Genomic DNA, 4,335 nt, shown 5'->3' on the forward strand with positions numbered 1-4,335 from the left:
CCCGCCGGAGAGCTCGCTGGGCTGGTGGTCCAGCCGGTCGCCCAGGCCCACGCGGGCGAGGGCGCCGGCGGCAAGGGCCCGGGTGTCGCGCTTCTTGCCCGTCCGGTCGTACAGCAGCGGAAGCTCCACGTTGTCGACCGCGCTGGTGCGCGCCAGCAGGTTGAAGCCCTGGAAGACGAAGCCCAGCTTCTGGTTGCGCAGGTCGGCCAGGGCGTTCTTTCCCAGCCCGTCCACGCGCACCCCGTCCAGCCAGTAGGCCCCCTCGCTGGGCACGTCCAGGCAGCCCAGCACGTTCATCAGCGTGGACTTGCCGGAGCCGGAGGAGCCCATCACCGCGATCATCTCGCCCGGCCGGACGGTCAGGTCGATGCCGCGCAGCGCGAACACCTCGTTCTCGCCCATGCGGTAGACCTTCTTCACGCCCTCGATCCGGATGACGTCCTTCTCGCTCATCGCCTCCTCCGTTCTCATCAGAAGCCTCCCGGAGGGCCGCCGGCGCCGCCTGTGCGCCGGCTGCTGGGAGCCAGCGGGTTGGACGAGGCCGTGGAGCCCGCCTTCGCCTGCGTGTCGTTCGTGCCCACGATGATCTTGGTCCCGGCGCTCAGGCCGGTGCCCTCCACCTGCGTGCGCTGGCCGTCGCTCAGGCCGGTCTTCACGCGCAGCGCCTGGGGCTTCCCGTCCGTCCCCACCATCCACAGCGTGCCGCCCTTGCCGCGCCCGGTGCGACCCGCCGCCCCGGCGCCCGTCCGGGCCCCGGTGCGCGCCGCGCCCGTCCCGGCCGATGCCGCGCCCTGCCGCTTCGCCGCCGCCGAGTCCGCCGTGGCGGGCCGGAAGCGAAGTGCCGCGTTGGGCACCACCAGAACCTGGCTGGCCGAACCCGTCTGGAAGTCCACCGTGGCCGTCATGCCCGGCAGCAGCTTGCCCGTGGGGTTCGGGACGGAGACGACCGCGGTGTAGCTCACCACGTTGTCGGCCGTCTTGCTCTGCAGGCGGACCTGCTTGACGGCGCCGGTGAAGGTGTCGTTCGGGTACGACTGCACGGTGAAGTGCACCGGCTGGCCTTCCTTGATGCTCCCGATGTCGCTCTCATCCACGCTCGCCAGGATCTCCATCTGCGAGAGGTCGTTGGCGATCAGGAAGAGCTGCGGCGCCGAGAGGCTGGCGGCCACCGTCTGCCCCACGTCCACGTTGCGCTCCACCACGATGCCGTCGATGGGGGCGTAGATGGCGGTGTAGCTCAGGTTCTGCCGCGCCCGGTCCAGCGCCACGCGGGCCGACTTCACGTTGGCCTGCTGCACCGAGAAGTTCGACTGGATGGTGCCGAACTCGCTGGCGGTGATGACCTGCCGGTCGTAGAGCTGCTTGTTGCGCTCCCACTCGCTCTGCGCCTGGGCCAGCTGGGCCTGCGCCCTCTCCACGCCGGCCTGGGCGTCCTGCACGGCCTGCTGCTGGAGCGTGGGGTCGATGCGGGCCAGCAGCTGCCCCTTCTTCACGCGCTGGTTGAAGTCCGCGTAGATGGCCGATACCTGGCCCGACACCTGGGTGCCCACCTGCACGGTGGTCACCGCGCCCAGCGTTCCCGTGGCCGAGACCGTCTGCTCCAGGCTGCCGACCTCCACCGCGGTCACGCGGTACGACGGCGCCTCGTTGGCGTCTGCCCGGGTGTAGAGCCACCCCGTGCCGGCGCCCAGCGCGAGCACGGCGGCCACTGCGGTGTTTCGGATCTTGCTCATCGTGTTTCTCCTGGTGTTCGCGCGGCGCGTTCGGCTCCGCCATGGGAGCGTCGGCCGGGCGTCCGCGCCTGCCGACCATCGAATGTACCCTGTTTTTCCAAGCAGATACGCCGTTTTTCACGAGATGCACCCTGGCGTTACGAACTGCACCGTGAGCGCATCGAACGGTGTGTCGGACTTCCGAGAGGCCGGAAGATGAACGTCCGCCGAACCCGTCTGATGGGGTCGGCGGACGTCGTTTCGGGCGATGCAGACCGGCTTCGGGAGATGCGATCAGCTTCCGGCGGAGCCCGTCGCGGCGACGTCGAAGCCGTACTTCGCGGGCTCCTTGGCGATGCGCGCGGCGGCGATCATCTTCGGCACGTAGTCGCGCGTCTCGGCGGGGAGCTTCTCGGAGATGCGGTAGTAGTCCTCGTCCGTGCCGCGCTCGTGGCCGGTGACCTCCATCATCACCTTCGCCACGCGTCCCTCGCCCGTGTTGTACGCCGCGGCGGCCAGGTACCAAGAGCCGAAGCGGTCGTGCAGGTCCGTCAGGTAGCGCAGCGCCGCGTCGGTCTCCTTCGCCGGGTCGTTGCGCTCGTCGACCTTGCCGTCCACCTTCAGGCCGTATCGCTCGGCCGTGCCCTCGATGAACTGCCACAGCCCGCTCGCCTTGGCCGACGAGTACGCCTTGGGGTTGCCTCCGGACTCGATCAGCGCCAGGTACAGCAGGTCCTGCGGCATCCCGCGGGCGGCCAGCTTCGCCGAGATCATCGGCTGGAAGTCCGCCATGTGGTCCAGGTACGTCGCGAAGTCGTCGCGGAAGCCGGTCGTGAACTTGCCGACCCACATGTCCACCCGCGGATGGTTCAGGTCCGGCAGGTCCCACGTCACGTCTGCGGATGCGGTTTTCTCGGCCGACGCGTTGCCATCCACCGACAGGACGGCGGGCGTGCTGGGGAGAAGGTGCGCGATCACGGTGGACGGCGTGTCCCCCGCGGGCTTCGGATGGTGGGCGCGATCCACACCGGCGGTGACGCCGAGGGCGAGCACCAGGCCCGCCATCCCCAGCTTTCCTGCGTTGCCGCGCTTGTCCATCCACTGTCGAACCGTGTCTGTTCGCATGGCTGTATCTCCTGCTCGGGCCGGCCGCGGGCCTTCATCGTCCGCGGCATCTCCTTTGGCGTGGATTCGTTCGTCGTCTGTCACCCGCACCGGGCGGGCGGATGTGCTCGAGCATTGTAAACGGTTGGAGCGCGCGGATGTACCGCCTGGCGCACGAGCGGCACCGGCGCGTTACGAACGGCACGCCCGCTGGCACGACCGTCGCGAGGGGAGAACCGCATGACCGATCACGACGCGCCCGGCGAGCGGCGCCCGGAACCCGCGGGCAGCACGCGCACCTCGTTCCCGCTCACGCGCAACGAGCTGCTGCTGATCCTCGCGTTCTGGACCTTCCTGGCGGTGCTCATCGCCGCCAACCGCCTGGTCGACCCTCGCGGCGGCGGCCTGCGCACTGTTTCGCCCTCGGTGCCCGTCGCGCTCGCCTTCGCCGAAGCGTACCTATGGGCGCTGTTCACACCGCTCATCTTCTGGCTGGCGAGCCGGTACAGTGTGGAGCGCGGCGGGCGGCTGTCGCGCGGCGCGCTCTTCCTCATCGTCGGCATCGTGATCGCCGTCTTCGTGGACCGCTCGCTCGACGTGATCCGCACCGCCGTGCTGCCGCCGCCCACTCAGGACCGCGGGCCGCGCTTCGGCCCGTCGCCGTGGTCGTTCCGGCGGCTGTCCATGATCAACGACCTCGTCACCTACCTGGGCGTGCTCTCCGCCGGCCTCGCGCGCGACTTCTCGCTGCGCTACCGGGCGCGGCGCGAGGACGCGGTGCGCTTCCAGGCCCAGGCGTCGCGCCTGGAAGCGCAGCTCGCCGAGGCGCGGCTGGACGCCCTGCGGCGCCAGCTCGACCCGCACTTCCTCTTCAACACGCTCAACGCCGTGAGCACGCTCGTGGAGCGCGACCCCAAGGGCGTGCGGCGCATGGTGTCGCGCCTGAGCCAGCTCCTGCGCCACTCCATCGAGGGCGCGACCGAGCAGGAGATCACGCTGGAGCGCGAGCTTGCGCTGCTCCAGCAGTACGTGGAGATCATGCAGATCCGCTTCCAGGGAAAGCTGGACGTGCAGATGCGCATCGCCCCCGGCACGCGCGAGGCGATGGTGCCCAACATGATCCTCCAGCCGCTCGTGGAGAACGCGCTAAAGCACGGCGTCAGCCAGACGGACGACGAAGGCCGCCTGGCGATCGAAGCCGCCATCGAAGGCCCCGACCTCGTCCTCCGCGTCACCGACAACGGTCCAGGTTTGGACGAGTTAGCGGAAGATGCGCAGTCGTTAGGAGATCGGTCGCGGCTCGGAGATGTGATGCGGACGGGAGATGCACGGCCGGCGGTCGATGCGGTCTCGGGAGATGCGCGGCCGAAGATCGTTGCTGAGACGGGAGATGCACGGCGGGCGAGCGAGAACGCTCGGACCGTCGCCGCTCGGCGGGGCGGGGGAGATGCGGCGGATGTGATGCGGCCCGCGCCGGAAGTGCCGGCGGATTGGCGGCTAGCGACGACGACGGGAGATG

At 69.9% G+C, this 4,335-nt stretch carries 4 protein-coding genes; 1 reads left to right on the forward strand and 3 read right to left on the reverse strand.

The features are described from left to right. From VFE05_11670 to VFE05_11680, 3 genes are all read right to left on the reverse strand, one after another. Positions 1-453, reverse strand: a 453-nt coding sequence (locus tag VFE05_11670; GenBank protein ID HET6230719.1) for an ATP-binding cassette domain-containing protein, incomplete at its 3' end; no start/stop codon positions are given. 17 nt (positions 454-470) lie between these two features. Continuing rightward, positions 471-1,733 carry an efflux RND transporter periplasmic adaptor subunit gene (locus VFE05_11675; protein ID HET6230720.1) on the reverse strand — a complete coding sequence of 421 codons (1,263 nt, stop codon included), beginning with the start codon at positions 1,731-1,733 and terminating at the stop codon, positions 471-473. 273 nt (positions 1,734-2,006) lie between these two features. Beyond that, positions 2,007-2,837, reverse strand: a complete 831-nt coding sequence (locus VFE05_11680) for a lytic transglycosylase domain-containing protein (GenBank protein HET6230721.1) — start codon at positions 2,835-2,837, stop codon at positions 2,007-2,009. Positions 2,838-3,056: 219 nt separating this feature from the next. Between VFE05_11680 and VFE05_11685 the strand changes: the two genes are divergently transcribed. After that, positions 3,057-4,335, forward strand: a 1,279-nt coding sequence (locus VFE05_11685; GenBank protein ID HET6230722.1) for a histidine kinase, incomplete at its 3' end; no start/stop codon positions are given.

Source organism: Longimicrobiaceae bacterium (genome assembly GCA_035696245.1).
Taxonomy (GTDB): Bacteria; Gemmatimonadota; Gemmatimonadetes; order Longimicrobiales; family Longimicrobiaceae; genus DASRQW01.